Genomic DNA, 21,052 nt, shown 5'->3' on the forward strand with positions numbered 1-21,052 from the left:
GTATGGATATACAGCAATCAAGGAGCAGCCTATGGCGAGCCCGCAGAAGAAAACCCAACAACAAGCGCCCGTATCAGGAGTTGAGCGTCTCACGCTCAGAGTCTCCAGCATGATTAACCATCCCATCGCCCAGGACCGGAAGTGGGCAACCATCCACAGGCTTGATAGCGATGGAGAGCGTGAGTGGGAGGAGGTTATGGGCGTGCTCGCCGAAGTTGACGGTATTGAGATGACTTTCAACGACGAAGATGAATCGGTCACTTTGAGCTGGGAAGCTGCGGCCGATGAAGATCCCCGGGTCCAGGATCATGATGAGTTAGATGCGGTTGAAGAGCCCGCACCTTTCTGATGGACATAAAAAAGCCCGCTAGGTGGCGGGCTTTTGGTTATGCCTTTCGGGCATTCCAGATCAACAGCACCTTCGCGTGGATCGTCACGTCGTCGATTCGAGCCGTTTGGTTTTCATAGTGTTTGTTGTCGGATATCAGCCTGTAACACTCTTCGTCCATGCGCATTACACGCTTGATATACAGCTCTCCATGCCAAGTGAGAACGTATATCCCCTCACCGATGAAATCCTTTATCCCCTTGTCGACTATCACCAGGTCTTTGTCGTTGATCGTCCCGGCCATGCTTTCGCCCCAGCCGTTGATCATGCCCAGCGATGACGCGGAGGTATAAGTAACCCCTTTCTCGCGAAGAATTTCCTCGCGCACTACGAGATTTCGAACGACCTCGGTGTAGTCGGGCGGCACCTGGCCGTGCCCCATAGCCGCTCGGATATTGTATTGAGGAATGACGATTTCTTCACCGGTGGGTCGAAGACTCGCTAGATGGCTTGAGGCGAAACTCCCGCCGTGCTCGGCTGGACTATCTGCTTGCTCCGCTGCAGCGAGCATCGTCTCGCGAGCCTTTTCCGAAAGATTCTTGCCAGCCCTAGACGCGAGCATTTTTGCCATCAGCTCAACCGTCGACATTCCGGCGTTAGTGTCGTCGCTGGACGCTTGATCCGGCGTACCGACGCCATCGGACAACCAATCCGGCGAGCAATCCAAAGCCTTCGCTAGCGCCAGAAGGTTTTTCCCCTTTGCGCCATTCGTGCCGCTCACCCAGAAACTGACCGTCGCCTTTGATACGCCAGTCAGTTTGCTGATGTCGGTGGCGCTGAGGTTGAGCGCCTTCATGCGTGAGGTCACGCGGTCTTTAAAGTCCATATTTAGGATTCTAAACATTTCATTGTTTAGATAACTTGCCTTGTGTTGTTAAGAACTCTAAACTCGCCAGAGACAATGGAGACATGCCCCATGACCTTCGACGAAGCCCTGACACATTTCCGCACCGGTCGCGCCATCGGTGACGCGCTGCGCGTTAGCGGTAGCCGCGTTTCCCAATGCCGCGCGGCGGGTGGATTTTCGTACCCAATGCAGTGCGTTCTTGAAAAGGAGTCGGGTGGTGTATTGGTCGCCAATCGAGACGATGACCCGACTCAGCCATTAAAGCAGTCCGCCTGATCTGCTCAATGACGCCATTTTCCGCTGAGTCGGGAAAGGCAGATAGAGATTCTGGATCAGCTGTTAATTCATACAGTGCATAGGAAGGGAATAGAGATGGCAAACAAGAACGTTGAATCAGGTTTTCCGGTGGAAGGCGGGGCGGACGAGAAGATCGCCTATCTCACCAAACAGATTTCCCCAGTCGAACTGAAGAGCGATGCGCTCTCGGGGAATGGGGAGCCCGTCTGGGTGCTTTGCGGTGATGGCAGCCTTCGCTTCGCAAACGTTGTTATAGAGACGAAGGGTGCCAAATGAATCAGTTGGTGCGCGCCTTCATAAGCTCAATTACCGCGTCATGCCTCGCGGCAACGCAGCTGATTGGCAAATCGAAAGCGGCCTGGTCTTTAACTCCTTGCATGGTTTTTCGCAAAGTCTCGGCGGCCTGTTCCAGGGCGTCGATGTTGAAACCTGGCGTCTGCATTGCTGCAATTTTCAGAGCCCCCAAAGCCACCATTACTCCCGCTTCGAAATCTGAAATCACTGGTTTTGTCATGTCCGGCCTCCAATGGCCTTTTCGTGTGGAAGCAAAAAGTTACCACGGATGCGCCGGGCACCCATAACGCCTGAATCGCGGGCACAAAAAAGCCGGGGTGCAACCCGGCTCTTTCAACAACTTGTAAAACACAGTGGGGCCATTATGAACACCAATACCGCTCCAGGCAATACCCACCATGTCGCGACACTTTTCCGGCATGAACAAAACGTGTCGCGACACACGATGTCTTCACGCGAAATCGCCGAGCTGACCGGCAGCACGCACGACAACGTGCTCAAAACCATCCGGGCCTTGGTAGCCAAGGGTGTCGTTTCTTCAAACGACACCCCATATGTCCACCCGCAGAACGGCCAGGTCTACCGCGAGTTCTTGCTTTCCCAGCGTGACACCCTGGTGGTGGTTTCCGGCTACAACGTCGAGCTGCGTGCGCGGATCATCGACCGCTGGCAGGAACTGGAGGCGAGGGCGGACCAGTTCCAGATTCCCGCCACTTACGCCGAGGCCCTGCAAGCGGCAGCCGACCAAGCCAAGGAAAACCAGTCCCTGCGTTTGGTGATCCTGGATCAGGCGCCGAAGGTCGCCGCCATCAAGCGGCTTGCAGCTGCCGAAGGCGCTATCTGCATCACGGACGCTGCCAAGCAACTGGGGCTGCCTCCGTCGAAGCTTTTCGAATGGATGCAGGCCAACCGCTGGATTTATCGCCGTGGTGGCTCTACTCGCTGGATTGCCATGGAACCCCGAATTCGAGCCGGCTACCTCAAGCACAAGGTGACCGCCCTCAAGCCCGACACCGAGACCGGCATTGAGCGTGCGGCATTCCAACCTCTCGTTACACCAAAAGGCCTTACTCGGTTGGCTGAGCTTCTGCAGGAGGTCAAGTAATGGCCGGCGACTGGATCAAATTTGAACTCACGACCTTGGACAAGCCCGAGGTTTGCCAGATCGCTGACCTGGCGGACATCGACCCCGATGCTGTGGTTGGAAAGCTGATGCGCGTGTGGGGCTGGTTCGACCAACAGACCGAAAACGGTAACGCTCCGAGCGTTAGCAAAAAGTTACTAGACCGTCTCGTAGGCGTTACCGGTTTCTGCGAGCACATGAAGTCTGTTGCTTGGATGATCGAGTCTGATGGGGTGATAAGCCTTCCTCATTTCGACCGTCACAACGGGAAGACCGCTAAAAACAGGCTTCTCACGGCAAAGCGCGTGGCGAATCACAAGGCAAGTAACGCAAAAGGTAACGCTTCGAACGTTAGCGGTGCGTTACCTAAAGAAGAGAAGAGAAGAGAAGATCAAAACCCTCTCTCTGCGCGGGAGTCGGTCGACCCTCGCATGCCCAGAGAAATGACCCTTAGCTGGGTGCCAGAACCGAAGATCCTCAAAACGTACGCACTGCACCAGGGCGTTTCGCTTGATCTTTTCACCGACCAGGTCTTGAGCGCATTCACTGGTCACTATGAGCCGAAAGGGCAAGTCAACACCGAGGCCGAGTGGGTAAGCATGCTGGTCAAGTGGGTGCGCAACGACCTGAACAGGTCGTCCAACGTCAAACCATTCGCGCCACGGCAAGCATCTCAGGACTTCGACGACGACGCTACCGACTGGATTGAGCAGGGGGCGGGCCAATGAAAAGCGTTGCAGTCGTAACCACGGGGCTGTGGGCGAAGGTTCAGTCGGGGCAGTACATCGCGAAGGAACAGCAACTACCTCAAGAAATTCAAGCAGAGCTCAATCGTGAAACCGCCATTGTGATCAACGGCTTGTTCCGCCAGCTGCGCGCGATCTTCCCCGCCTGGAAACAGGCGTGGCCCGACATGGCGTCCTACAAGGCTGCAAAAAAAGAGTGGCTGCAGGCGTTCCTAGAGGCAGGCCTGCGCAGTCTTGATCAGCTGCAGTTCGGTCTAATGGGAGCTCGTCAGTCAGGGAGGGATTTTATCCCAGGCCCCGGGGTGTTCATCGGCTGGTGCACGCCAACTGCCGAGATGCTTGGCCTGCCAACGCTTGCGGCCGCTCATCGCGAAGCCTGCCGAAATGCGCATCCGTGCATGGCTGGGCGTGCGCGGTGGAGCCACGACGCGGTTTGGCATACCGCGAAAGAGTGTGGCTTTGAAAGTCTGAACAAGCTGGAGGAGTCGCTCAGCCTCAAGCTGTTCGAGCGCAATTACACCATCACAGTTCGACGCCTGATTGAGGGGCTGCCATTGCAGAAAATGCCTTTGGCACTGCCTGAGCGAGTTGAAGGGCGCCGCACACCTGAGATCGGAAACAGAGCGCTTGCCGAGCTGCGCGCTATGCGATCGGGGGCTGCCCGTCATGGCTGATCGCCGCCTGGCTGTTCCTGAGATCGAGACCTACCGCTGGGCGGTGTTCTGCTGCTCGTTCAAGGTCGATTTGAGCTCGCTACCTGATCATGCACTTGCCCTGTTCGCCGATCCGGCTATGGCCCGGCGATACGGCGCCTGGATGTGGCCGGGCACTTACGAAGTCGTCGATGTCGTCACGGGGAAACCGCCATGCGAGTAAGTTCGAAGAAGCTCCGCGCCTCGGCGAATGGCCAAGAGTGCACCGTCCGGATGCCAGGCATCTGCAATCACAATCCAGAAACCACCGTTCTCGCGCATCTGCCGTGCGGGCAGAAAGGCATGGGCATGAAGGGCTTCGACACCGTAGCCGTCTACGCCTGCAGCTCCTGCCACGACGTTATCGACGGCCGCGCCGTGGGCGACATCGACTGGCAGGACATGCCGCGCGCCATTGCCGAAACCCACGAAGGCCTGATCCGGGCCGGAATTCTCACCGTTAAGGGGGCTGCATGATCGACATGACGCTGCCGTGGCCGCCGAAGGAGTTGAGTCCGAACGCGCGTGTGCACTGGCGGCAAAAACATAAACACGCGAAGGCTTACCGCCGCACCTGCGGCCTGATCGCACTGGCGCTGGGGGCGCCGCGCCTTAGCGGCAAAAAGTATTTCTGGGTCACTTTTTGCCCGCCGAATCGTCGCTCCTACGACGATGACAACCTGCTGGCGCGTTTCAAGGCCGGCCGGGATGGCATCGCCGATGGCCTGGGCATCGACGACAAGAACTTCATCACCACCATCAACGTAGGCGAGCCGGTGACGGGCGGCGCAGTTCGCGTGCACATCCGTGATTATCCCATCGACGCCGAACCGGCAGCGGTGGGCAAATGACTACCGCCGCGGTCAAGATCACCGAGGCAGAGATCAAGCGCCAGGCGGCCGGCACGGTGCGGGACGTCCGCGACCTCGAAAACAAGGGTCTATACCTGCGCTTCAACAAAGCCCGTACTGGCGGATCGTGGTACCTGGTGCTGAAGGGCAAGTGGAACCCGATCGGCACGTTTCCAGAGCTGACCCACAAACAGGTCGCCGCCGCGCTGCCGTCACTTCGCCTGCGTCTGGCAGCCGGCGAAGGTGCTGCTCTGTCGAAGTGGGACACCGTCGGCGAGTTGCTGGAATGGTTCGCCGATCGCATGTCGCGTGATCGTAACCTGTCCGCCAAGCGCAAGAACACCGGCGCCTCGCTGATCAAGTGCCACCTGAAACCGCGCCTCGGTGAACTGCCGCTGATCGGTATCGACAAAGCCGCGCTCGACACCCTGCTGATGTGGCCGCTTCAGGAGACGGTTTCCATCGACTACGTGCGTTCGGCATTCCAGCTACTAGCCCTGGCATTCCGGCAGGCGTCCAAGCTGGGGATGATCACGTCCAACCCGATGGCGGCAATCCGGTTCAATGACTTCTCAAAGGCGAAGGTCGGCATCAAGCCATCCCGTCTACGCGGTGTCCAGTTGGAAGGACTGCTCGGGCAACTGGCCGACGTGATGACCACTGCACCGCTGGATTCGATGCTCGCGCTGATGATGCTCTGCCACGGGACGCGGATCGGCGAAACCCGGATGGCCCGCTGGTCGCACATCAGCCTTGCCGAGCGCGAATGGTTCATCCCGGCCGAGAACACAAAGACCGGTGTCGAGCATCACTTGCCTCTGACCGAGCAGGTGTGCGCTCTGCTTACTCAGTACCGCGAAGGTCAGTACGCCCAAGGCTATGAGGGCCAGTGCCTGTTCCCGGCGCGCAACGGCAAGGCGCTGGGTGAGGCTCAGGGCTGCGCCGTGTTCCGTCGATTGGGTCAGGGTGAGTGGACCAGTCATGACCTGCGCAAGGTGGCCCGCACTGGCTGGGCAGATCTCGGCATCGACCACCTGATTGGCGAGCTGCTGATCAACCACGCCATGGGCCACAACGTGAAGGTGTACATCCAGTCGGACGTGATGAGTCGCAAGCGTGATGCCCTGGAACAGTGGCACGCCCATCTAGATCAGAAAGGCTTTGCAGCGATTCACGGATTGACCGGCTTTAGATTTGAAGATTCCGGTAATTCGCTGAAAGCCACGGAGCATAAGGCCTGCGAGGCCAATCAATATTCAACCATAGGCGAGGTTTAAAAATGATGAAAAAGAGCAGTGGCCCCGCCTTTGTGCGCCGCCAGATACCGATGACCGAGTGCCCATCCTGCTGTGGTGCCGGCCTGATCCAGGGTGTGTTTCATCAGCTCGAATGTATCGGCTGCCATTCTTCTGGTTTCGTCCATGCCGAAACCCTTGAGCCTCTTCTGATGCAGGACCTGGTTATCCAGCTGGGACTACTGGCTCGTCAGGCGCGCCCCCAGTTGGCCGGCAATAACCCTGCTCGCTGCATCATCGATGAATACCAGACACCGAACCGTCGCGGGCCAGGCGGCTCGTCTTACAAGGGGGATTGAGCCATGGCTATGTATAAGGACGTGATGGGCACCCTGGTGCGGGTGCTGGCGGCAGACAACATCGACAACAGCACCAAGCAGTCTTGGCAGAAGCTGATCGACGCCGATCTGCGCCAGGGCGGCACAGGCAGCACCTTGTCCGTGCGTGACAAGTTCGACTACGACTGCTGCCTCTACGCGCTGCTGCATCGTCAGCTCGACCCGGCCCAGTGGGATGTGCTGGTGGCCAAGTACTCCACGCACAAGGCCAACAAGGTCGGTGCCATCGGCAGGCTGGTGGCTCGCATGGTGTCACCGGCACCTCAACTGTTCATCTATAAGGCGCTGACGGCCTGGGCGATACCGAAGCTGAAGGGCGTTCAGGTTGGCAAGCGCTCCACCGACATGATCGTGCTGCCTGCCGAGTTCTACGACATGAATACGTGGGATCTCGCGGGCTCCCCAGAGCGCACGCGCCGTAACTGGCGAGGCGGAATCCACAAGCGTTTGGAGAAGCTCGAAGAGCAGGCCGTGATCCACGCGACCGAGATATTCGACAGTGAACAAATCTTTGTAGATGCCGCTTGACCCATTGGCCGACTGGCCGTAAATTAACCCCATCATGTCGATCTTGCGCGTTATGAGAGACGACCAAAAATTCTGAGCCCCGCCACTGTGCGGGGCTTTTTCGTTTCTGGAGTATCGGATGGATCCTACTGACCTCGGCCCGGGCACAGCTACCTGGCTGGGCGGCAGTGCCACCGTCGTGCTTGGCGGCCTACTCTGGCTTCGCAAGTTCCTCTCGAAGGATGCAACAGACCGGGCGATGGATAGTGCCGACATCGGCACATTGCGCCGGCTCAACGAGCTACTGAATCAAGAGCGCGCCGCCCGCAAAGAAGCCGAGGCCCGCGCCGATCAGTTCGCTAAAGAGCGTAACGACCTCGCCGCAGCGGTGGGTCGCATGGAAGGGAAGATCGAGGCACTCACAAGCCAGGTAGGCCAGCTCACTGAGCGCGTCACCCTGCAGAGCGAAGAGATCACCCGCCTGCGCACCAAGCTTGGAGGTATCGCCTGATGGACAGATGCGCGCTTGAATTCATTGCCCGCCGGTGGTGGAGGCGGACAGAGGTCTGGGCCATTGCCGTGCTGCTGGTTGGTGGTGGTGCAGTCCTTGGCTACCAGGCGGCTTACTGGGCTCTCGCCGATAAGCAGAGCAACCAGGTCACGGGCATCCGCAAGGCCTACGACACTGCCATGGAGGAGCGGGACAAGCGGCTTGAAGAGCTGACCCGAAAGACCGGCACTGCCGCTGACAAGGCGTCGAGGGCAGCGACTACCGCAGCCCAGGCCGCGGATAAGGCGGATGAAGCGCTCAACCGAGTAGGCCAGTGATGGCTTGCAGCGGATGCGCTGCTCGGCGCGAATGGATAAACAAGATGACGAGGCTGGCATATGAGCGAGCAGGAAAACTATTCAGACCAGATCCAGAAGGTGAGCCCGATGAAGGGCGACCTGTTGGTGGTGACGACCCCGCACCCCCTTACGGCGGATCAGCGGAAAAGGATGGCAGACAGCCTGGCACCCATGGCTGATCGGATGGGCGTTCATATGCTTGTGCTTGATGGTGGTGCGACTGCTCAGTTGCAGCCAGGTATTCAAGGTCTGCTGGATGAGCAGAAGAAGCAGACGGCGATCCTCAAGCGGATGGCCGAGCAGCAAAGCCTGTTGATCCAGGCACTGGCCGAGGATCAGGGCGAGCAAGACCCTGATGCTCGACCGCTGACGTACATGGACGGCACCCCGTGCCGCTGAGGCCGCAGAAGCCATGCAATGCCCAGGGCTGCAACACGCTGACCCGCAACCCTCGGTACTGTGATGAACATGCCCACCTGCTTAAGAGTTCGACCTGGGCTAAGCCTCGAGAGAGCAGCACCAAGCGTCACTACAACTACAAGTGGCAGCAGGCCAGGGCAGGGTGGCTGGCCAAGCATCCGCTGTGCAGGTGCTGCGAGCAGGCAGGCAAGGTGGTAGCGGCGACTGATGTTGACCACATCAAACCGCATAAAGGTGACATGACCCTGTTCTGGGATCGGGACAACTGGCAGAGCCTGTGTGGTCCTTGCCACTCCAGCAAAACGGCCTCCGAGGATGGTGGTTTCGGTAATTCCCGGCGCTGAAAGCAGAAAAATGGCCGGAAATCAGTTGAAAACGACCAAATGAGAACGATTCGCGAGGAAATGGAGGGGGAGGGTCGAAAGTCTGGGCCTTTTCGCTTCTAGACCGCGCCCTCAGTCGTTTTTTTACACCCGCGAAATTAAAAATTCAGGAGTTGCGCGATGGGAGGCACCGCCACGGTCGCCGGCCGTGGTCGCAAACCCAAGCCAACGGCCAAAAAAGCACTCGCCGGAAACCCTGGCAAGCGCGCGCTGAACACAGCCGAGCCGCAGTTTTCCAAGATCACCCAGATTGATCCGCCCGAGTGGTTCACCCCGCGGGCCGCCACCATGTGGAACATGATTGTTCCGGAGCTGCTGCGCGAGAACGTGGTGGCGATCACGGACCTGCACAACGTCGAGGCCTTCTGTAGCGCCTACGACAACTGGAGGCTTGCGCAGGAATCGATACAGCTGCACGGCATCGTCGTTACCGGAGCCACCGGTGGGCCGATGAAGAACCCCGCGCTTACCGCCGCGAACGAAACGATGCGCCAGATGGTGACGTTCGGTTCGATGCTGGGCCTGGACCCGGCCAGTCGCACGCGACTCATCGGCGGCAACAAGGAAAAAGAAACCAACGAATTTGTCAAAATACTGAGTAGCTGATGACCAAATCTGCCCATCCCAACGTCGACAAGGCGATGGCGTGGGGTCGGTTGTTGCTCCGCGGGAAGGTCCCGGCATGCCGCTACATACACCAGGCAGTGCAGCGCCACTTCGACGACCTGGCGGCCAGCCGTAAGCGCGGGTTCCGTTTCAAGTTCGACCCAGCGAAGGCAGAGAAAAAGCTCAAGCTGATGCAGCTGCTCCCGCACACCAAGGGCGAGTGGGCATTCAAGCGTCAGCTGATCACGCTGGAGCCTTGGCAGCTTTTCGGTCTGGCCGTGACATTCGGCTGGGTAAAGAAGAAGGGCGGCCACCGCCGATTCCGTGAAAGCTACTGGGAAGTGCCCAGGAAGAATGGAAAATCTGTTGTTGCCGGCGGCGTGGGCATCAGCATGTTCGTCGCCGATGGCGAGTTCGGTGCCGAGGTGTACGCCGGCGCAACGACAGAGAAACAGGCTTGGGAGGTGTTCCGGCCGGCGAAGCTCATGGTCAGCAAGTCACCGATGCTTATTCAGGCCGCCGGCATCGAGGTGAATGCCTCGAACATGAACATCCCGTCCGACTTCAGTCGCTTCGAACCCCTGATCGGCAACCCCGGCGATGGTGCATCACCCAGCTGCGCCATCGTCGACGAATACCACGAGCACCCAACGTCGGCCCAGTACGACACCATGCTCACAGGCATGGGCGCACGGCGTCAGCCATTGATGTTCATCATTACCACCGCCGGTGCTGACATTGAAGGGCCGTGCTACGACAAGCGCCGCCAGGTCGTCGAAATGTTGGCCGGTACCGTGCCGGACGAGGAGTTGTTCGGCTGGATCTGGACGCTCGATGAGGGCGACGACTGGACCGATCCGAAGATGCTGGCCAAGGCCAACCCGAACCACGGCGTTTCGGTGTTTCAGGAGTACCTGGAAAGTCAGCAGGCCAGGGCCATCCGCTCTGCGCGCTTCGCCAACACGTTCAAAACGAAGCACCTTAACTTGTGGGTGAGCGCAAAATCAGGGTTCTTCAACATGGAGGACTGGAAATCCTGCGAAGACACCACGCTCACTCTGGAACAGTTCGAGGGGCAAGAGTGGATCGCTGGTTTCGACTTGGCGCGGAAGCTGGACATGAACTCACGGGCGCGGCTGTTTTGGCGGGTCATTGATGGAAAGACGCACTATTACAGCGTGGCACCGAAGTTTTGGGTGCCCTATGACACCGCATACGACAGCGATAACAAGCGCATGTCTGAACGTTTCCAGGCGTGGATCAATTCCAAGCACCTTGAGATAACGGATGGTGCCGAGGTCGATTACCGAGAAATCTTCGAAGATACCAAGGAGGCCAATCATCAGGCGCCGGTGCGCGAGTGCCCGATAGACCCACACGGAGCAACAGGCCTCAGTCACGATCTCGACGACGAAGGCTTCAATCCGATCACAACCACACAGAACTACACCAACATGTCGGATCCGATGAAGGAGCTCGAGGCAGCGATAACTGCTGGCCGTTTCCACCACGATGGGCATCCGATCATGACCTGGTGTATCGCCAACGTGATCGGGAAACACATGCCTGGCAACGACGATGTCGTGCGGCCAATTAAGCAAGGCGATGACAACAAAATTGACGGAGCGGTTGCTCTGATCATGGCCATCGGCAGAGCGTTAATCCTGGTCAACGACAACAGCGGCAACATCAGCGACTTCTTTTCGAAACCTATCATTGTTGGATAACGCACCCATGGATACAGGCCTGATCCTCTTTATCGTGGCGGCCGTGGCCGCGCTGTGCCTGTTTGTCGCCGGCGTATTTGTCTTGGCTGGTCTCGGATGGTCCCTTATTGCCGGGGGCGCATCTTTTCTTGCAGCCGCTGGATTCATTCGCAAGGGGCTGACCAGTGAATAAACCTATCAAGTCAGTCCTGCGCCAGGCTCTCTTCAAATCCGCCGAGCCTGGATTTGTGAAGTCCTCGCTTGCTGGCTGGGTAGGTCGGCGCATTGGCCTGGGAGATGCTTCATTCTGGAATGGTTACTACGGCACAGATTCCGCATCGGGCAAAACAGTAAGCCAGCAGACAGCCCTTCAGCTTTCAACCGTGTGGGCCTGCGTGCGCCTCATCGCCGAAACGCTGGCCACCCTCCCAATTGCTCTCTACGAAGACAAGAACGGTGTGCCAGAAGTGGCCACTTCGCATCCCGTGCACCGAGTTATCAGCCAGCAACCAAACGCCGATCAAACCCCCGTTGAGTTTTGGGAATGCGTGGTGGCGAGCCTGCTGCTAAGCGGCAACAGCTTCAACGAGCCGCACCTGGTGGGTCGTGATCTCTCTTCTCTGGAGTTCATCCTACCGCAGTCGGTTTCCCCTCCGCGGAGAACCAGCAGCGGTGCGATTGAATATCGGTTTATCGACAGCGAAGGCAAACCTCATACGCTACTAGATGAGCAAATGATGCACACGCGGGGCTTTGGCACGGATCCCATGTGCGGATTGAGCCCGCTTGCCATGGGTCGCAATGTGTTCGGGGCTGCGATGGCGGCAGACGAATCAGCCAGCAAGATGTTCGCCAATGGGATGAAACTTGGCGGCGTTCTATCAACCGAACAAATTCTCAACAAGGCTCAACGGGAGGACATCCGCGAAGACATGGCGGCCAAGTTCGCCGGCGCGGTGAACACCGGCAAGACGATGGTTCTGGAAGCTGGCATGAAATATCAGCAGGTGTCTATGACGCCCGAAGATGCGCAAATGCTCCAGACCCGCGCCTTCAACGTCGAAGAAATCTGCAGGTGGTTTCGTGTTCCGCCTTGGATGGTGGGCCACACATCGAATAGCACCAGCTGGGGCACCGGCATGGAACAGCAGATGCTTGGGTTCCTGAGCTTTACGCTGCTTCCCTGGATGAAGCGCATCGAGCAGAGCATTAATCGCCGCCTACTGCGGCCCGATGAGCGCCGGCGGTTTTACGCGAAGTTCAACCCAGAGGGCCTGCTCCGCGCCGACAGCGCTGCGCGTGCCGCGTTCTACAGCTCCATGACGCAAAACGGCATCTATACCCGCGACGATTGCCGGATCAAGGAAAACCTTGCACCCATGGGCGGTAACGCAGCGAAGCTCACCGTTCAATCCAACATGCTGCCGATTGACAAGCTCGGCGAGGGCTCGGGTGATGCCCAGCAAGCCCGTTCCGCGCTGTTGGACTGGCTCAACGAAACACCCAAGGGGAACCAGGAATGAAACGGAAAGACCAGTCCCTAGCGGTGAAGTACCGCTCATTTGATTACGACGTGAAGGCTGTCAGCGATGACGGCCTTTTTTCTGGCTACGGATCGGTTTTCGGTGTTGTCGACAGTTACAACGAGGTGGTGGCGCCCGGGGCGTTTCTTGATTCGATCGCCGAACTCAAGGCCAAAGGCAGGTCTTTACCAGTCCTCTGGCAGCACCGCACCGCCGAGCCAATAGGTTCCTGGTCCATGGATACCCTGAAAGAGGACACCAAGGGCTTGTTCGGCGATGGAGAGCTCTGGCTTGCCGATGCCCCGTATGCCCGCATCGCAATGCGCGGCATGAAGTCCCGATCCATCACTGGCCTTTCCATCGGCTATTACGTGCGCGAATCGAGCTTCGACGAGAAGACCCGCATCCGCACGCTCACCAAGCTCGACCTGGTGGAAATTTCCATTGTGACGGTACCGGCCAACGATGAGGCGCGCACCGACACAATCAAGTCGAAGCTTGCACATGGCGGCCTTCCTTCCCTTAAAGAATTCGAGTTGCTCTTGCGCGAGGCAGGATTCTCGAAAAATCAGTCAACGGTGATTGCCAACCGTGGACTGCAACACCTGCTCCGGAGCGAGTCCGCGGGCGACCTGGCAGCAATTGAAGTGGTCGAGGCGCTCAAGTCGCGCCCAGCACTGTCCCTCCCTTCGTTTTGAGGATTCACCATGCATAACGCCATGAGCAACGAGGCTCGCGCCGAAAACCGTCAGATGCAACGCAAGGAGCACGCCGAAGACAAGGTCCAATTGAAAGCGGTCAATGATCTGCTCGATCAGCGGGATCAGGAAATCAAAGCGTTCGCCGAAAAGGCGAACAAAGAAATCAAAGAACACGGAACTATCCTTACCGAAACCAAGACCGTTCTCGACGGCCTGGTAAAGGATGGCCTGGGTTTGCAGGATCGACTGCAAGACATCGAGCAGAAGCTGGCACGCCGCTTCGCCGCGAACGATCCGAGTGAGCAGAAGTCCGTCGGCGAACAGCTGTCGGATTCGGACGACTACCAAGCACTGACCACGAAAGGCCGCGGTATTGCGCGCTTGAACTTGAAGGCCGTCACCAATATCACCAGCGCTACCACTGGTACTGGCGGCGTAGGCGTGGGTATTCAGCCTACGCGCGTTGCGGGGATCATTAACGATCCTGAGCGTCAGTTCACGATTCGCGACTTGATCATGCCCGGCCGTACCGCGTCCAACGCCGTCGAGTTCGTCCAAGAGACCGGTTTCCAGAACATGGCAGCTCCACAGGCCGGCGAGGGCGCAATGAAGGCCCAGTCTGACCTGTCGTTTGGCATGGTCACCACCACTGTCAAAACAATCGCCCACTGGTTCAAAGCATCGAAGCAGGTCCTGTCGGACATCCCGTTGCTGCAGAGCTACATCAACGGCCGCGCCATCTACGGCCTGAAGTACAAAGAAGAAGAGCAGATCCTCGCTGGTGATGGCACTGGCCAGAACCTGCTGGGCCTGATCCCGCAAGCCACCGCTTTCAACGAATCGCTGCGCAAGGCCGGCGACACCAAGATCGACACCCTGCGCCGCGCGATCCTGCAAGTGCGTGTGGCTGAATACCGCGCTTCGGCCATCGCGCTGAACCCGGTCGACTGGGCCGACATCGAGCTGACCAAGGACAGCACGGGCTCCTACATCTGGGTCAACGTTCAAGAGGGCGGCGTCCAGCGTCTCTGGAAGTTGCCGGTGGTGGACAGCAACGCAGTCCCTGAAGGCGAGTTCCTCGTTGGCGCAATGAACATCGCCGCCCAGGTGTTCGACCGCGAAGACGCGGCGGTCGAGGTTTCGACCGAAGACGGCGATAACTTCCGCACCAACATGGTCACCATCCGCGCCGAAGAGCGCCTGGCGCTGGCGGTGTACCGTCCGGAATCCTTCGTACACGGCGAGTTCGAAGACCCAACGCCTTAATTCCTCAATCATCCAAGGAGCGCGCCCGGGTGACCGGGCGTGTGTGCTAATGCCAGATATCGAAGTGACGACCAAAAAGGGCTTTCTTAACGGTCATGAGTACGTGAAGAAAGGTCGTGACATTACCGTCGATCAGTTCCGCGCCAAGGATCTTCACCGGAACGGTTTGATTGAGGATTACGACGTGAAGCAGGCGCCCGAACCCGAAAACAAAAAGGCCAAGGAAGCGGATAACAAAGCCGCTCCGGAGGTCAGCCAAAAGCCGAAACCCGAGATGAAAAACAAGGCTAAATAATCATGAGCGTGATCGACATCGAACTTGCCATGAAGCACCTGCTTGCAGAGCCTGAAGACCAGGAACTGGTGCAGTCGCAATTGGATGGCGCCGAAGAGGCTGCCCAGCAGTTCCTTCAGCGCCGGTTCTTTGCCGATCAGGCCGCCGTGGATCTTGCAAAGTCCACCACTCTTCAGCGAACCCAAGCGGCGCGCGCCATTTACCGCGCTGCGCTGGTAGTAGCCGATGACCCTGAAAACTCAGAAGACCGATGCAGGCTACGTGAACGTGCTCGCCAGGCCCTGGCGGATGCCTTCGAGGCAATCGACATGGACGAGTACGGGATTGTCATCAACAAGGGCATTGAGGCGGCTTGCCTGCTCAAGCTCGGCCATCTATTTGCGAACAGGGAGGAGGTTGTGACGGGCACTATTGGTACTGAGCTTCCGCTGACCAGCAAGGCGTTGCTGATGCCTTACCGCATCCGGATGGGTGTGTAATGCGCGCCGGCAAGTTGCGGCATCGGATTACCATCCAGCGGCCCAGCTTTGTGCAAGATCCGGTCACAGGCGAAATGGTGAAGACATGGGTCGACGCCTGGGTGAGCGTTCCTTCGGATGTTGACCCAGTTTCTGTAACGCAGTTTGTAGCCGCTTCGGCGCCGCAGAACAAAGTCACCGCCCGGGTGGTGATTCGCTACCGCACCGGCGTGGACGGCACAATGCGCATACTCCATAGAGGCAAGATCTACGATATTCAGGGCGTGCTACCGGATACTGATAGCGGGCTTGACTATCTGACGATGCCCTGCAGCGAGGGTGTGAGCGATGGCTGACGGCGTGGAGTTCAGCATCACCGGTTTAGATTCATTGCTCGGCAAGCTTGAGGCGGTGACATACGACCTCAAGCGCAAAGGTGGGCGCTCGGCTTTGCGCAAGGCTGCGCAATTGGTGGCCAACAAAGCAAAGGAGGGCGCCGAGAAGCTGGACGACTCGGCTACTGGCCGGTCTATTGCCAAGAACATCGCGCTTCGTTGGAATGGGCGGCTGTTTAAGCAGACTGGAAATCTGGGCTTTCGGGTCGGTGTGCTGCATGGCGCGGTCCTTCCCAAGAAAGGGACCACACCTGATTTATCAGTCAATGGGCCAACCCCCCACTGGAGGCTTTGGGAGTTTGGGACTGTAAAAATGCAGGGCTCTCCTTTTATGCGTAAAGCCCTTGCCGACAATATCAGCGCAGCGACTGACACATTCGTAACCGAGTACGAGAAATCCATCGACCGCGCCCTGAAGCGTGCAGCCAAAAAGGCATCGCAATGAAGTATCCGCCAATCTTTCAAGTTGCTGCTGCTGACCCTGGCGTTACGGCGCTGCTGGGCACCAACCCGACGCGGCTCTATTTGTTCGGCATGGCGCCTGACACGCCTGCGGGAACGTATTGCGTATGGCAGGTGGTCAACGGCTCGCCGGAAAGCTTCTTGGCTGGGCGTCCTGATGCAGAGGCCTACGGCCTTCAGGTGGATGTTTACGGAGCCACCGCCGCCGCAGCTCGGGCCGCTGGGCACGCCATTGAATATGCGGTCGAACTGAGCGCAACGATTACCAGCTACAACGGTGAAACCAAGGACGCGGAGACAGGCCTGTATCGATACAGCTTCGACGTGGACTGGATTGTCCGCCGATAACCAAGCCCCAAACCCAAGCCCGCCATGAGCGGGTATTTTTTTGTCCGCAGGAGACACCTATGTCCATTCTCACCCAGGGCACGCAGGTCTTTGCCCTCGTTCCACCACTGTCCGGCACCGGCCCCTACACCGTCATGGAGGTGGAGTGTGCCACCAGCTTTGACCCAGGCGGTGCGCCGGCTGACCAGATTGAAGATACGTGCCTGAGCGCCAAGGAGCGTAGCTACAAGAAGGGCTTGCGCACCCCTGGCCAGGCTTCCCTGGGCTTGAATGCTGATCCCAACAACGCCAGCCATATTCGCCTGCATCAGCTTTCCGAGGCTGACGGCGATACCAGTATCAAGTGGGCGGTGGGCTGGTCTGATGGTACGGCGCTGCCAACGCTTGAAACTGACGGCGATGATTTCGAGCTGCCGGCCACGCGGACCTGGTTCGTGTTTGAAGGTTACGTGTCGGACTTCCCGTTCTCGTTCGCTGCAAACACCGTCGTGACCACCACTGCAACCATTCAGCGTTCGGGCGGTTCCGCCTGGATCAAGAAAACCACATAAGGGCGAAACATGAACCTGACTGAACTGAAAGCTGCCGGCGGTCTCGTCGGCGGCGCCATGGTAAAAAAAGCGGTTGTCTGGAAACACGAGGACACCAAGGGCAAACCCGTCACTGACAAGTTCTCAATTTTCGTAATGCCGCAATCATTCGGCATGATCGAAAAGCTCTTCTCTGCCAGCGATTCAGAGCAGAGCCGCAACGCTAAGTACATCTCAACTTGCGTAACGCTGGGCGAAAACGGCGAAGAGGCCATTTCTTACGAAGATGCTTACCGCCTAAACCCTGGCCTGGGCTGGGCAATTCTTGCCGCAGTGCATGAGGTCAACAGCACCGGGGCTGATCGCTCAAAAAACTAACGGCCGCCGATGAGTTCTGGCATGAGCTGGTGCTGAACGGAGTCGGCGGCAGAACAGTGGCGGAAGCAAAAACCAGCATCAGCTACGCCGAGGCCATGGCCTGGGCTGCGTACAGGAACAAACATGGTTCCTTCAATTTGGCGGCTCGATCCGAGCAGATGAGTGCGGTCATTGCGCTGCAGGTCAATCGGCTGGGTGGCGGCACCGCAGAGTTGATTGACTTCATGCCTCACCAAGAAAAAGCAGGGGTATCGCTCGAGACGGCCATGGCCGAATGGGCATGACCTGCGCATCCACAGGAAATAGCCCATGGCTACTCGTTCACTCGGCACGCTGACGCTGGACCTGATTGCGCGCATCGGTGGTTTCGAGCAAGGCATGGACAAGGCCGGCCGCGTCACCGAAAAACGCATGAAGGAAATGGAGGCCCGCGCCGAGGCCGCCGGCAAGAAGATCGGCGGCGCACTGGCAACCGTGGTGACTGCCACCTTGGGTGTGGGTACCGCCTCGCTGGTGATGCTGAAGAACACGGCGGCGGCGACCACTGAGACGGATCGGTGGGCCAAATCCCTGGGTATCGGCACCACTGTGCTGCAGCAGTGGCAATATGCTGCCGAGCGCGCCGGGCTCAGCGGCGACAAGATGGCCGATATCTTCAAGGATATCGGTGACAAGATCGGCGACGCCGTGATCACCGGTGGCGGGGAGGCCATTGAAGGACTCAACAAGCTCGGTTTATCTGCTGAAGAGCTGGCCCGCATGTCCCCGGACAAGCAGCTGCTCGCCATTGCTGACGGCCTGGGTAAGGTCGCAACGCAGTCCGAGAAAATCAACATTCTCGAAAGCCTCGGCAACGATCTTTCGCGAATGCTGCCCCTGCTCGATAAAGGGGGCGAGAGTCTGCGTAAGTACCTGGCCCAGGCTAAGGACTTCGGGATCGCAATGGATCCTGCCCAGATCGCTAACCTGGTGCGCGCAAACGAAATCATCCAAGACCTGCAGTTTCAGGTCGAAGGATTGCGCAATGAGTTTGTTTCCGGGCTCGCGAACGTCGATATGGGGCCGCTGCAAAACTCGCTCGACGGGTTGCGCGATATCGTCAAGGACCCAGCCTTTCAGCAGGGCATGGCAGACTTAGCAGCGCTGGTGGTGAAACTAACCGGTGCGGCGGCGAGCGGTTTGGCGCAGCTGCCGAATGACTTGCGCGCAATGGCCAATGACCTGAAGCAGGTCACTGCTTTCTTCTCTACTGACAGAAAGACCCGGCACCTCGCTGGTGTTTCTGATGAGGAAAAGACCAACCGTTCGCTGGACGCTTACAACAAGTCCCAGGGCGCGCTGAACAAATTCACCACCAACCCAACGCTGTTCATTGGTGATCTTTTCGGGCAGGACCTCGGGGCCGCCAAGAAAGCATCGGATGAGCGTCTGGCTAGCTACAAGGCTTATAGCGATCTACGTGGATGGGGCGACCAAAAGCTGGTCGAGGGAAACAAGCAGGTTGAGCAGCAAGAGCAAAAAGTTGCCGAGGCGTTCAAGGGAACCACGGCGGCATCGCTGAAGCTGCTCGACTCATACGATCGCTTGAACAAGTTGCAGCAGGATCGTGCCGCGCTTGTCGCGGCAATGGCTAAGGATCCCGATAATGCAGACCGCTACAGGAGAGCGATCGAGGCGATCGATAAGCAGGTAGCTCAACTCAACGGCACCACCAAAGCCGCCACGGAGGCCCAGAGCAAACTCAAGGCCCAGCTTAAAGAGGCCGCCACGGCTTTTGATCAGCTCCGTCAGACCTATGACCCGGTAAACGCCGCGGCGCACGAATTCAGCAAGCAGACCGGGCAGATCGCGCTGCTGGAGAAAAACGGAAAAATCTCCAAAGAGCAGTACGGCAAAGCCACCGCATGGTTAGCGAGCCAGTTCAACGAAGCAGTTAACGCCGCCACCGGGCTTTCCCAGGCGATGCAGTTCCAGGCTGACCTGGAGCGGCAGTTGAACAATCAGCGCGAGCAGTATGCGGCACAGGCTGCGGCCGTCGGCATGGGCAGCAAGGAGTCCGATCGCTATCTCGAGCGCCTGGAGCTTGAGCGTCAGACGAACGATAAGGTTCTTTCCCTTCGGACCGAGCTTGCAACTGCTACAACTGACACTCAGCGCAAAGCCCTTCAAGACCAGATTGACCTGACAAATGCGTACCTGCCGAAGCAAGTGGCTGCGATGCAGGAGGGATGGGCGCAGATGGACTCTGCGCAGAGCGACTGGTCGAACGGCGCGAAGAGCGCCTGGCAGGACTATTTGGATAGCGCCAAAGACGTCGCCGGCCAAACAAAAAGCATGTTCAGCAACGCTTTCAGCTCCATGGAAGATTCGCTGGTGAACTTTGCTATCACCGGTAAGGCGTCGTTTGCTGACTTCACCAAATCCATTCTGGCCGATATGGCCCGCATTGCCACAAGGCAGGCAAGTTCCGCGTTGTTGAGCAGCTTGGTGGGCGCCGGCATCAACTACTTTGCCGGCGGTGGTGGCGGTAACGGGCTAGCAGCAGGATCTGCTGGTGCTACGTCGTCCAATCTGGGTGCGTCCGCTGGTGGTTACTCCGGCAGCTACTTTCCGCAAGCCAAGGGTGGGGCCTGGTCGGGCGGTGTGCAGATGTTCGCAAACGGCGGAGCATTCACTAACTCTATCGCCACGGGCCCAACACTGGCACCTATGGCGCTGTTTGGCGAGGCTGGACCAGAGGCAATCATGCCGCTGACCAGAACATCGAGCGGTGCTCTTGGTGTTAGGGCTGTTGGTGGGGGCTCTGGCGCTATGGGCGCTCCTGCCCAGATAAGCGTGACTGTGACTGTTGCAAGTGATGGGACTACCAGCGCTACAGCGGACGACCCCGCTTATCAGCAGTTCGGGAAGGATCTCGGTGATTTTGTTGACCAGCGTTATCGACAGCTGATTCGCAAGGATCTGGGGCAGGGCGGCAGCATCAATAGAGCAATCAAGGGGTGACCAGCTATGGCGCTTGAAAGGTTCACCTGGTGCCCGAGGACTGACCCGCAGGGCCAGGCAAAATTCCGGGTCCGCACCAAAGGCTTTGGCGATGGTTACGCGCAATCGGTAAGCGATGGCATCAACAACAAATCGCAGTCCTGGCCGCTCACGTTTCTCGGTGATGGCGTTCGCACGAAGCAGATAATGGACTTCATCGATGCCCATAAGGGTGCCAGAGGGTTTTTGTGGACGCCGCCGCTTGGCGAACTGGGGCTGTACAAGTGTGATGGATATCAGCTCACACCCCACGGCGCGGAAAACTACACGCTCACCGCAACCTTCGAACAAAACTTCCAACCCTAAAGGTTA

The 21,052-nt window shown here is 58.2% G+C and carries 34 protein-coding genes; 32 read left to right on the forward strand and 2 right to left on the reverse strand.

Annotated features, from left to right (window positions below; all coding sequences use genetic code 11):
- The first annotated feature begins 31 nt into the window (after positions 1–31).
- On the forward strand, positions 32–349 hold the full coding sequence (locus FXO12_RS00220) for a DUF1654 domain-containing protein (RefSeq protein ID WP_160049372.1): 318 nt from the start codon (positions 32–34) through the stop codon (positions 347–349).
- A gap of 37 nt (positions 350–386) precedes the next feature.
- Here FXO12_RS00220 and FXO12_RS00225 read toward each other — a convergent pair whose 3' ends face one another.
- Positions 387–1,214, reverse strand: coding sequence for a S24 family peptidase (locus tag FXO12_RS00225; protein ID WP_160049374.1), 828 nt, complete (start codon positions 1,212–1,214; stop codon positions 387–389).
- A 90-nt stretch (positions 1,215–1,304) separates the two neighbouring features.
- Between FXO12_RS00225 and FXO12_RS00230 the strand changes: the two genes are divergently transcribed.
- Both FXO12_RS00230 and FXO12_RS00235 read left to right on the forward strand, forming a co-directional pair.
- Positions 1,305–1,511, forward strand: a complete 207-nt coding sequence (locus tag FXO12_RS00230) for a hypothetical protein (RefSeq protein ID WP_160049376.1) — start codon at positions 1,305–1,307, stop codon at positions 1,509–1,511.
- 96 nt (positions 1,512–1,607) lie between these two features.
- A complete protein-coding gene (locus FXO12_RS00235) occupies positions 1,608–1,808 on the forward strand; it encodes a hypothetical protein (RefSeq protein WP_160049378.1) in 201 nt (66 codons plus the stop codon).
- 1 nt (position 1,809) lies between these two features.
- Here FXO12_RS00235 and FXO12_RS00240 read toward each other — a convergent pair whose 3' ends face one another.
- Positions 1,810–2,046 carry a hypothetical protein gene (locus tag FXO12_RS00240; RefSeq protein WP_160049379.1) on the reverse strand — a complete coding sequence of 79 codons (237 nt, stop codon included), beginning with the start codon at positions 2,044–2,046 and terminating at the stop codon, positions 1,810–1,812.
- A 144-nt stretch (positions 2,047–2,190) separates the two neighbouring features.
- Between FXO12_RS00240 and FXO12_RS00245 the strand changes: the two genes are divergently transcribed.
- The 29 genes from FXO12_RS00245 (at position 2,191) to FXO12_RS00380 (ending at position 21,046) form a co-directional block, all read left to right on the forward strand.
- Complete coding sequence (locus tag FXO12_RS00245) at positions 2,191–2,931, forward strand: phage regulatory protein/antirepressor Ant (RefSeq protein WP_160049380.1); 741 nt, start codon at positions 2,191–2,193, stop codon at positions 2,929–2,931.
- Positions 2,931–3,677: a DnaT-like ssDNA-binding domain-containing protein gene (locus FXO12_RS00250; protein WP_160049381.1), complete on the forward strand. Its 747-nt coding sequence runs from the start codon at positions 2,931–2,933 to the stop codon at positions 3,675–3,677. The genes FXO12_RS00245 and FXO12_RS00250 overlap by 1 nt, the downstream gene beginning before the upstream one ends.
- The gene (locus FXO12_RS00255; protein WP_160049383.1) at positions 3,674–4,369 is read left to right on the forward strand and encodes a replication protein P; all 696 of its coding nucleotides are present in this window, start codon (positions 3,674–3,676) and stop codon (positions 4,367–4,369) included. The genes FXO12_RS00250 and FXO12_RS00255 overlap by 4 nt, the downstream gene beginning before the upstream one ends.
- Complete coding sequence (locus FXO12_RS00260; RefSeq protein WP_160049384.1) at positions 4,362–4,571, forward strand: hypothetical protein; 210 nt, start codon at positions 4,362–4,364, stop codon at positions 4,569–4,571. Before FXO12_RS00255 ends, FXO12_RS00260 begins: the two co-directional genes overlap by 8 nt.
- Positions 4,562–4,864 carry a nuclease domain-containing protein gene (locus tag FXO12_RS00265; protein ID WP_160049386.1) on the forward strand — a complete coding sequence of 101 codons (303 nt, stop codon included), beginning with the start codon at positions 4,562–4,564 and terminating at the stop codon, positions 4,862–4,864. The genes FXO12_RS00260 and FXO12_RS00265 overlap by 10 nt, the downstream gene beginning before the upstream one ends.
- Complete coding sequence (locus FXO12_RS00270; protein ID WP_160049388.1) at positions 4,861–5,238, forward strand: endodeoxyribonuclease RusA; 378 nt, start codon at positions 4,861–4,863, stop codon at positions 5,236–5,238. The genes FXO12_RS00265 and FXO12_RS00270 overlap by 4 nt, the downstream gene beginning before the upstream one ends.
- Positions 5,235–6,515, forward strand: a complete 1,281-nt coding sequence (locus FXO12_RS00275; protein WP_160049390.1) for a site-specific integrase — start codon at positions 5,235–5,237, stop codon at positions 6,513–6,515. The genes FXO12_RS00270 and FXO12_RS00275 overlap by 4 nt, the downstream gene beginning before the upstream one ends.
- Before the next feature lie 5 nt (positions 6,516–6,520).
- Complete coding sequence (locus FXO12_RS00280) at positions 6,521–6,832, forward strand: hypothetical protein (RefSeq protein WP_160049391.1); 312 nt, start codon at positions 6,521–6,523, stop codon at positions 6,830–6,832.
- Between the two features lie 3 nt (positions 6,833–6,835).
- Positions 6,836–7,399: a hypothetical protein gene (locus FXO12_RS00285; protein ID WP_038449228.1), complete on the forward strand. Its 564-nt coding sequence runs from the start codon at positions 6,836–6,838 to the stop codon at positions 7,397–7,399.
- Positions 7,400–7,517: 118 nt separating this feature from the next.
- The gene (locus tag FXO12_RS00290; protein ID WP_160049393.1) at positions 7,518–7,889 is read left to right on the forward strand and encodes a chemotaxis protein; all 372 of its coding nucleotides are present in this window, start codon (positions 7,518–7,520) and stop codon (positions 7,887–7,889) included.
- On the forward strand, positions 7,889–8,206 hold the full coding sequence (locus FXO12_RS00295; RefSeq protein WP_160049395.1) for a hypothetical protein: 318 nt from the start codon (positions 7,889–7,891) through the stop codon (positions 8,204–8,206). The genes FXO12_RS00290 and FXO12_RS00295 overlap by 1 nt, the downstream gene beginning before the upstream one ends.
- A gap of 60 nt (positions 8,207–8,266) precedes the next feature.
- Positions 8,267–8,626 carry a hypothetical protein gene (locus FXO12_RS29275; RefSeq protein ID WP_306109890.1) on the forward strand — a complete coding sequence of 120 codons (360 nt, stop codon included), beginning with the start codon at positions 8,267–8,269 and terminating at the stop codon, positions 8,624–8,626.
- 212 nt (positions 8,627–8,838) lie between these two features.
- Positions 8,839–8,991: an HNH endonuclease signature motif containing protein gene (locus FXO12_RS29280; protein WP_306109894.1), complete on the forward strand. Its 153-nt coding sequence runs from the start codon at positions 8,839–8,841 to the stop codon at positions 8,989–8,991.
- Positions 8,992–9,150: 159 nt separating this feature from the next.
- Positions 9,151–9,636 carry a phage terminase small subunit P27 family gene (locus tag FXO12_RS00310; protein ID WP_160049398.1) on the forward strand — a complete coding sequence of 162 codons (486 nt, stop codon included), beginning with the start codon at positions 9,151–9,153 and terminating at the stop codon, positions 9,634–9,636.
- A complete protein-coding gene (locus FXO12_RS00315) occupies positions 9,636–11,363 on the forward strand; it encodes a terminase large subunit (RefSeq protein ID WP_160049400.1) in 1,728 nt (575 codons plus the stop codon). Before FXO12_RS00310 ends, FXO12_RS00315 begins: the two co-directional genes overlap by 1 nt.
- Before the next feature lie 7 nt (positions 11,364–11,370).
- Positions 11,371–11,535: a hypothetical protein gene (locus FXO12_RS28680; protein ID WP_178119856.1), complete on the forward strand. Its 165-nt coding sequence runs from the start codon at positions 11,371–11,373 to the stop codon at positions 11,533–11,535.
- Positions 11,528–12,865, forward strand: a complete 1,338-nt coding sequence (locus FXO12_RS00320) for a phage portal protein (RefSeq protein WP_160049402.1) — start codon at positions 11,528–11,530, stop codon at positions 12,863–12,865. The genes FXO12_RS28680 and FXO12_RS00320 overlap by 8 nt, the downstream gene beginning before the upstream one ends.
- Entirely contained in the window at positions 12,862–13,563 is a 702-nt protein-coding gene (locus FXO12_RS00325) for an HK97 family phage prohead protease (RefSeq protein ID WP_160049404.1), read from the forward strand. The genes FXO12_RS00320 and FXO12_RS00325 overlap by 4 nt, the downstream gene beginning before the upstream one ends.
- A 9-nt stretch (positions 13,564–13,572) precedes the next feature.
- A complete protein-coding gene (locus tag FXO12_RS00330; protein WP_160049405.1) occupies positions 13,573–14,832 on the forward strand; it encodes a phage major capsid protein in 1,260 nt (419 codons plus the stop codon).
- Between the two features lie 49 nt (positions 14,833–14,881).
- Complete coding sequence (locus tag FXO12_RS00335; RefSeq protein WP_160049407.1) at positions 14,882–15,127, forward strand: hypothetical protein; 246 nt, start codon at positions 14,882–14,884, stop codon at positions 15,125–15,127.
- 2 nt (positions 15,128–15,129) lie between these two features.
- The gene (locus FXO12_RS00340; protein WP_160049409.1) at positions 15,130–15,606 is read left to right on the forward strand and encodes a head-tail connector protein; all 477 of its coding nucleotides are present in this window, start codon (positions 15,130–15,132) and stop codon (positions 15,604–15,606) included.
- A complete protein-coding gene (locus FXO12_RS00345; RefSeq protein WP_160049410.1) occupies positions 15,606–15,941 on the forward strand; it encodes a phage head closure protein in 336 nt (111 codons plus the stop codon). Before FXO12_RS00340 ends, FXO12_RS00345 begins: the two co-directional genes overlap by 1 nt.
- On the forward strand, positions 15,934–16,425 hold the full coding sequence (locus tag FXO12_RS00350) for an HK97-gp10 family putative phage morphogenesis protein (protein WP_160049412.1): 492 nt from the start codon (positions 15,934–15,936) through the stop codon (positions 16,423–16,425). The genes FXO12_RS00345 and FXO12_RS00350 overlap by 8 nt, the downstream gene beginning before the upstream one ends.
- Complete coding sequence (locus FXO12_RS00355) at positions 16,422–16,790, forward strand: DUF3168 domain-containing protein (protein ID WP_160049413.1); 369 nt, start codon at positions 16,422–16,424, stop codon at positions 16,788–16,790. The genes FXO12_RS00350 and FXO12_RS00355 overlap by 4 nt, the downstream gene beginning before the upstream one ends.
- Positions 16,791–16,849: 59 nt before the next feature.
- Positions 16,850–17,341 (forward strand): phage tail tube protein, encoded by a 492-nt coding sequence (locus FXO12_RS00360; RefSeq protein WP_034127816.1) that lies wholly within the window; start codon positions 16,850–16,852, stop codon positions 17,339–17,341.
- A gap of 9 nt (positions 17,342–17,350) precedes the next feature.
- Positions 17,351–17,698 carry a phage tail assembly chaperone family protein, TAC gene (locus tag FXO12_RS00365; protein ID WP_160049415.1) on the forward strand — a complete coding sequence of 116 codons (348 nt, stop codon included), beginning with the start codon at positions 17,351–17,353 and terminating at the stop codon, positions 17,696–17,698.
- Between the two features lie 29 nt (positions 17,699–17,727).
- Positions 17,728–17,982, forward strand: coding sequence for a hypothetical protein (locus FXO12_RS00370; RefSeq protein ID WP_160049417.1), 255 nt, complete (start codon positions 17,728–17,730; stop codon positions 17,980–17,982).
- Between the two features lie 25 nt (positions 17,983–18,007).
- Positions 18,008–20,701 (forward strand): phage tail tape measure protein, encoded by a 2,694-nt coding sequence (locus tag FXO12_RS00375; protein ID WP_160049419.1) that lies wholly within the window; start codon positions 18,008–18,010, stop codon positions 20,699–20,701.
- 6 nt (positions 20,702–20,707) lie between these two features.
- Complete coding sequence (locus FXO12_RS00380; RefSeq protein WP_069556774.1) at positions 20,708–21,046, forward strand: phage tail protein; 339 nt, start codon at positions 20,708–20,710, stop codon at positions 21,044–21,046.
- Positions 21,047–21,052 lie beyond the last annotated feature (6 nt).

The organism is Pseudomonas sp. J380 (assembly GCF_009827115.1).
GTDB classification, from domain to species: Bacteria; Pseudomonadota; Gammaproteobacteria; order Pseudomonadales; family Pseudomonadaceae; genus Aquipseudomonas; species Aquipseudomonas paracarnis.

Excerpts from the sequence above, each read along its gene's own strand:
- FXO12_RS00260 (WP_160049384.1), top strand. The coding sequence starts at position 4,362 with ATGGCTGATCGCCGCCTGGCTGTTCCTGAGATCGAGACCTACCGCTGG.
- FXO12_RS00335 (WP_160049407.1), top strand. The coding sequence starts at position 14,882 with ATGCCAGATATCGAAGTGACGACCAAAAAGGGCTTTCTTAACGGTCAT.
- FXO12_RS00270 (WP_160049388.1), top strand. The coding sequence starts at position 4,861 with ATGATCGACATGACGCTGCCGTGGCCGCCGAAGGAGTTGAGTCCGAAC.
- FXO12_RS00230 (WP_160049376.1), top strand. The coding sequence starts at position 1,305 with ATGACCTTCGACGAAGCCCTGACACATTTCCGCACCGGTCGCGCCATC.
- FXO12_RS00365 (WP_160049415.1), top strand. The coding sequence starts at position 17,351 with ATGAACCTGACTGAACTGAAAGCTGCCGGCGGTCTCGTCGGCGGCGCC.
- FXO12_RS00255 (WP_160049383.1), top strand. The coding sequence starts at position 3,674 with ATGAAAAGCGTTGCAGTCGTAACCACGGGGCTGTGGGCGAAGGTTCAG.
- FXO12_RS00325 (WP_160049404.1), top strand. The coding sequence starts at position 12,862 with ATGAAACGGAAAGACCAGTCCCTAGCGGTGAAGTACCGCTCATTTGAT.
- FXO12_RS00310 (WP_160049398.1), top strand. The coding sequence starts at position 9,151 with ATGGGAGGCACCGCCACGGTCGCCGGCCGTGGTCGCAAACCCAAGCCA.
- FXO12_RS29275 (WP_306109890.1), top strand. The coding sequence starts at position 8,267 with ATGAGCGAGCAGGAAAACTATTCAGACCAGATCCAGAAGGTGAGCCCG.
- FXO12_RS00315 (WP_160049400.1), top strand. The coding sequence starts at position 9,636 with ATGACCAAATCTGCCCATCCCAACGTCGACAAGGCGATGGCGTGGGGT.
- FXO12_RS00375 (WP_160049419.1), top strand. The coding sequence starts at position 18,008 with ATGGCTACTCGTTCACTCGGCACGCTGACGCTGGACCTGATTGCGCGC.
- FXO12_RS00295 (WP_160049395.1), top strand. The coding sequence starts at position 7,889 with ATGGACAGATGCGCGCTTGAATTCATTGCCCGCCGGTGGTGGAGGCGG.
- FXO12_RS00360 (WP_034127816.1), top strand. The coding sequence starts at position 16,850 with ATGTCCATTCTCACCCAGGGCACGCAGGTCTTTGCCCTCGTTCCACCA.
- FXO12_RS00345 (WP_160049410.1), top strand. The coding sequence starts at position 15,606 with ATGCGCGCCGGCAAGTTGCGGCATCGGATTACCATCCAGCGGCCCAGC.
- FXO12_RS00280 (WP_160049391.1), top strand. The coding sequence starts at position 6,521 with ATGAAAAAGAGCAGTGGCCCCGCCTTTGTGCGCCGCCAGATACCGATG.
- FXO12_RS00340 (WP_160049409.1), top strand. The coding sequence starts at position 15,130 with ATGAGCGTGATCGACATCGAACTTGCCATGAAGCACCTGCTTGCAGAG.
- FXO12_RS00240 (WP_160049379.1), bottom strand. The coding sequence starts at position 2,046 with ATGACAAAACCAGTGATTTCAGATTTCGAAGCGGGAGTAATGGTGGCT.
- FXO12_RS28680 (WP_178119856.1), top strand. The coding sequence starts at position 11,371 with ATGGATACAGGCCTGATCCTCTTTATCGTGGCGGCCGTGGCCGCGCTG.
- FXO12_RS00265 (WP_160049386.1), top strand. The coding sequence starts at position 4,562 with ATGCGAGTAAGTTCGAAGAAGCTCCGCGCCTCGGCGAATGGCCAAGAG.
- FXO12_RS00380 (WP_069556774.1), top strand. The coding sequence starts at position 20,708 with ATGGCGCTTGAAAGGTTCACCTGGTGCCCGAGGACTGACCCGCAGGGC.
- FXO12_RS00250 (WP_160049381.1), top strand. The coding sequence starts at position 2,931 with ATGGCCGGCGACTGGATCAAATTTGAACTCACGACCTTGGACAAGCCC.
- FXO12_RS00275 (WP_160049390.1), top strand. The coding sequence starts at position 5,235 with ATGACTACCGCCGCGGTCAAGATCACCGAGGCAGAGATCAAGCGCCAG.
- FXO12_RS00225 (WP_160049374.1), bottom strand. The coding sequence starts at position 1,214 with ATGGACTTTAAAGACCGCGTGACCTCACGCATGAAGGCGCTCAACCTC.
- FXO12_RS00290 (WP_160049393.1), top strand. The coding sequence starts at position 7,518 with ATGGATCCTACTGACCTCGGCCCGGGCACAGCTACCTGGCTGGGCGGC.
- FXO12_RS00350 (WP_160049412.1), top strand. The coding sequence starts at position 15,934 with ATGGCTGACGGCGTGGAGTTCAGCATCACCGGTTTAGATTCATTGCTC.
- FXO12_RS00330 (WP_160049405.1), top strand. The coding sequence starts at position 13,573 with ATGCATAACGCCATGAGCAACGAGGCTCGCGCCGAAAACCGTCAGATG.
- FXO12_RS00220 (WP_160049372.1), top strand. The coding sequence starts at position 32 with ATGGCGAGCCCGCAGAAGAAAACCCAACAACAAGCGCCCGTATCAGGA.
- FXO12_RS00235 (WP_160049378.1), top strand. The coding sequence starts at position 1,608 with ATGGCAAACAAGAACGTTGAATCAGGTTTTCCGGTGGAAGGCGGGGCG.
- FXO12_RS00245 (WP_160049380.1), top strand. The coding sequence starts at position 2,191 with ATGAACACCAATACCGCTCCAGGCAATACCCACCATGTCGCGACACTT.
- FXO12_RS00285 (WP_038449228.1), top strand. The coding sequence starts at position 6,836 with ATGGCTATGTATAAGGACGTGATGGGCACCCTGGTGCGGGTGCTGGCG.
- FXO12_RS00355 (WP_160049413.1), top strand. The coding sequence starts at position 16,422 with ATGAAGTATCCGCCAATCTTTCAAGTTGCTGCTGCTGACCCTGGCGTT.